Genomic DNA, 4,081 nt, shown 5'->3' with positions numbered 1-4,081 from the left:
AAACCAGTCGGCCGACTAAATCCCCGGGATGAAGGGGTCCTTTTTGCACGCCGATCACCCCACGAAGGGGGTGCCTATTGCACGCTGATCCTCAGGTACAATTGCCTGCACCTGCCCGGTTGCCGGGTTTACATGAGCGTGGACTCCGCCGGGCGCCTCAGTCGAAATATCTCCATCTATGATCGTGGCGACAGGCGGAAGTTGGCGCGCTGCTTCAGCATGTCGCGTGAGCAAGTCAGTCATGCACTCTCCCATATACTCTCGCGGTAGCCGGCAATCTTTGGCCATATTCAGATTAATTATCTATATGTTTATGCCAAGGGGTTAGGCGAACCGTCAAGTGTGCCATGACCTCATGGCCGCATGTCAAACGCGCGCCTTGGCGTAATGCTGTGGTCGATTCAGGGGGCAAGCGTCCCCTCCACATGGAGTAATCGAGCTAGAGTCTGTCCCGATTAAGCTGAATCGAAAGGGATTCCCAAGCGGGGATGTTTGTGATTCAGGCTGCTGGCCGTGAAGTAGCGGCAGCGTTCGGTGTGAGCGTGGCGAGCGCGTTGAAGTGGTCACAACGGCTGCGCGAGACAGGCAGCGCAAGTCCCGTCCGATGGGCGGCAAGAAGCGGGTTCTGGCGAGCGAGCAGCAATGGATGCTGCTGAGGCTTGAGCAATGTCCGCATCTGACGGTGCGGGGGCTGGCGGTCGAACTGGTCGAGCGCGGTTATCCATCCCGGCATTGCTGAAATCGACAAGCGAAAGGTCGCAAGGCTCACTGAAACGTTCAGGGATCCACAAGTGCGGCTCGATGCGTCAGCCGACATCCGCTTGCTCGTCGGCAAGATCGTGCTGCATTCCGGCGACAAGCGCGCGAGGTTCATGCCACGCTCCACGGCTCGCTGATGGGCATTCTCGACTTTGTGAACGACAATCCGCAACCGGGCGCCGACCGAGTTATACCAAAGGTGTGCTCGGGTTCGCGGGAATGGCAAAAGTGGATGTCAACTCCTCACCTCAAAGCCCTCATTCCTTGGCCTCGCCGTGACAGTGTCCCTACCGGGCTGCGTGCTGCCGGTCGCCCCACAGAATCGCGCGATGCTCGTCGGTGAAGCCGGTCAGCCCGCCTTCGATCGTCTCGGCCCGCACGATGCCGACTTGCATGCCTTCGGCGACCGCGGGGCGATCGAGCATCGCGGCACCCCAACGCTCGACGTTCGGGAAGCGACCTGCCTTGTCGATGAACTGGCGGCGCAGATAGGGCAGGGTGGCCATGTCGGCGATCGTATAGTCGTCGCCCGCCAGCCACGCGGTCTCGCCCAGTCGCTTGTCGAGTACCATCATCAGCCGGTCGACCTCGCGCGAATAGCGCTCGATCGCATAGGGATGCCGCTCCTTCGCATAATGGGTGAAATGCGCCTCCTGCCCGAACATCGGGCCGATGCCCGAGACCTGGAACATCAGCCATTGCCAGCAGATCGCGCGCTGTACCGGATCGGTGGGCAGGAAACGCCCGGTCTTTTCGGCGAGATAGAGCAGGATCGCGCCGGTTTCCCACAGGACGAAACCGGGGCCGTGCGGCCCTGCATCGTCGACGATCACTGGGGTCTTGTTGTTCGGGTTGAGCGCGAGAAATTCGGGCGTCAACTGATCGCCCGCCAAGATGTCGACCGGATCGAGCCGCCATTCGAGTCCCATTTCCAGAAGCGCGATCGCGATCTTGCGCGCATTGGGGGTCGGGCCGCCATACAGGGTGATCATCGCCTTATCCTTCGCGCCCGAGCCAGCGCTTCAGCACATCGCTTGTGTCCTGCCCGACCGTCAGCGGGGCGGGGCGGCGGACGCTGCCGGGCGTCGCCGACAGCTTGGGGAAGACGCCCTGCATCCTGATAGCGCCGAACTCGGCATCCTCGACCGTGACCAGCGCCTCGCGTGCCGCGAAGTGCGGGTCGGCCAACATGTCCTCGGCATCATAGACGCGGCCCGCGGGGACGCCGGCCTCGATCATCTTCGCTTCCAGCTCGTCGATGGTCATCGTCTTCGTCCACTCACCGATCAGCGCGTCGAGCTCCTCCTGCCGCGTGCCGCGCGCCCGGTGCGTCGCATAGCGTTCGTCGCTCGCAAGCTCGGGGCGGCCCATCGCCGCGGCGAGGCGGGCGAAGACGCCGTCCTGGTTGGCGCCGATCAGATATTCGCCGTCGCGGCACGGATAGACGTTCGACGGGGCGATACCGGGGAGGGTCGACCCGGTGCGCCGCCGCTTCGTCCCGCTCGCCGAATAGTCGGCGACGGTCGATTCCATGACTTGGAGCACCGCTTCATAGAGCGCCGAATCGACGATCTGGCCCTCGCCGGTCCGGCTGCGGTGATGGAGCGCCGCGAGTGCGCCCATGCAGCCATAGGTCGCGGCGAGCGTGTCGCCGATCGACACGCCCATGCGCGCCGGCGGCCGGTCGGGATAGCCGACGATGCCGCGCCAACCCCCCATCGCCTCGCCGATGCCGCCGAAGCCGGCGCGCGCCGCATAGGGGCCGGTCTGGCCATAGCCCGAAACCCGCACGACGATCAGCCCGGGGTTGGCCTTGCGTAACTCGGTAGGGTCGAGATTCCATTTCTCGAGCGTGCCGGGACGGAAATTCTCGATCAATATGTCGGCCTTGGCGATCAGATCGCGAGCGAGTTCCTGCCCTTCCTCCGACCGCAGGTCGACCGCGACCGAATATTTGTTGCGCGCGATGACCCGCCACCAGCTCGGCCGATCGCCCTGGCCCCAGTGGCGCATCTGGTCGCCGGTTTCCGGCGGCTCGAGCTTGACGATCTCGGCGCCCATGTCGCCGAGGAGCTGGCCGCAGAAGGGGCCGGCGATGAGCTGGCCCATCTCGACGACCCTGATGCCCTGCAGCGCGCCCCCGTTGCCGTCCGTCATATCGCTCCCTTCGGGCGTTCCTATCGCCTATCGGATGTTTCACGCGGCTCGACTTGCCGCAAGCCCTGCGATGATATACTTAGAATGCTATGTAATTTGCAACCTGCTAAATGGGGCGAAACGGATCGGAAGGCGCGATGACGGCGGACAGGCATGTGGAAATGGTCGAGGTCGGCCCGCGCGACGGGTTGCAGAATGAATCGACGCTCGTGTCGACCGCCGACAAGGCGGAGCTGATCCGCCGCGCGATCGGCTATGGCGCGCGCCGGATCGAGGTGACGAGCTTCGTCAACCCGAAGAAGGTGCCGCAGCTTGCCGACGCCGAAGAACTCGTCGCCCTGCTGCCCGCGCGCGAGGACGTGACCTATATCGGCCTCGTCCTCAATCGGCGCGGCGCCGAGCGCGCGCTCGCGACCGGGCGGATCGACGAACTGGGTGCTGTCTGCGTGACGAGCGACAGCTTCGGCATCCGCAACCAGGGGCAGAGTTCGGACGAATCGCTCGCCGCGGCGATGGAGATCGTCGCACTGGCAAAGCAGGCGGGACGCAGCGGTCAGATCACCATCGCGACCGCCTTCGGCTGCCCCTTCGAGGGCGAGATTGCGATTGGGCGCGTCGTCGAGATGGCGAAGCGAGCGGCCGATGCGGATCCGCGCGAAATCGCGCTCGCCGACACGATCGGCGTCGGCGTTCCGGCGCAGGTCGCGGAGATGATCGGCCGTGTCCGCGAGGCAGTGGGATCGCTCCCGATCCGCGTCCATTTCCACAATACGCGAAATACCGGGCTCGCCAATGTCTGGGCGGCGGTAACGGCGGGCGCAGCGACGGTCGACGCGTCGATGGGCGGGCTTGGCGGCTGCCCCTTCGCGCCGGGTGCGGCGGGCAACGTCCCGACCGAAGACGTCGCCTATCTGCTGGAACGGAGCGGGGTGACGACCGGCCTCGACCTGTCCTCCGCGGTCGAGGCGGCCGGCTGGCTTGGTAGGATCATGGACCGCCCGCTCCCTGCGATGGTCAGCCGGGCGCCGGCTTTTCCCGGATGATCGTCATCGCCGAAATCCCGCCAATCGTTGATTGATGATGGTTTGAGCGTCGTGGATGATGCGCTCGATGAGTTGCTGGCATGTTGGGATATCGTGGATGAGTCCCTGGACCATACCGGCCC

Annotated in this window: 4 protein-coding genes and 1 pseudogene; 1 reads left to right on the top strand and 4 read right to left on the bottom strand. The window is 64.6% G+C overall.

Translation table 11 applies throughout. From position 1 onward, the window contains the following. Positions 1-499 precede the first annotated feature (499 nt). The 3 genes from FHR21_RS20575 to FHR21_RS20565 all read right to left on the bottom strand — a co-directional run bounded on the left by FHR21_RS20575 (position 500) and on the right by FHR21_RS20565 (position 2,916). On the bottom strand, positions 500-874 hold the full coding sequence (locus tag FHR21_RS20575; RefSeq protein ID WP_184101807.1) for a hypothetical protein: 375 nt from the start codon (positions 872-874) through the stop codon (positions 500-502). 172 nt (positions 875-1,046) lie between these two features. Next, positions 1,047-1,751 carry a glutathione S-transferase family protein gene (locus FHR21_RS20570; RefSeq protein WP_184101805.1) on the bottom strand — a complete coding sequence of 235 codons (705 nt, stop codon included), beginning with the start codon at positions 1,749-1,751 and terminating at the stop codon, positions 1,047-1,049. A 4-nt stretch (positions 1,752-1,755) separates the two neighbouring features. Beyond that, a complete protein-coding gene (locus tag FHR21_RS20565) occupies positions 1,756-2,916 on the bottom strand; it encodes a CaiB/BaiF CoA transferase family protein (protein WP_184101803.1) in 1,161 nt (386 codons plus the stop codon). Positions 2,917-3,053: 137 nt separating this feature from the next. Here FHR21_RS20565 and FHR21_RS20560 point away from each other — a divergent pair, with 137 nt between their 5' ends. Beyond that, a complete protein-coding gene (locus FHR21_RS20560) occupies positions 3,054-3,959 on the top strand; it encodes a hydroxymethylglutaryl-CoA lyase (protein ID WP_184101801.1) in 906 nt (301 codons plus the stop codon). 3 nt (positions 3,960-3,962) lie between these two features. On the opposite strand, the pseudogene FHR21_RS21000 reads toward FHR21_RS20560, so the two are convergent. Beyond that, a pseudogene (locus FHR21_RS21000) lies at positions 3,963-4,081 on the bottom strand (nitronate monooxygenase); the annotation flags it as partial.

The sequence above is a fragment of the Sphingopyxis panaciterrulae genome, from assembly GCF_014199295.1.
Classification (GTDB): domain Bacteria; phylum Pseudomonadota; class Alphaproteobacteria; order Sphingomonadales; family Sphingomonadaceae; genus Sphingopyxis; species Sphingopyxis panaciterrulae.
Note: the sequence above shows the minus strand (reverse complement) of the source record. Positions and strands in the feature narration are given on the sequence as shown.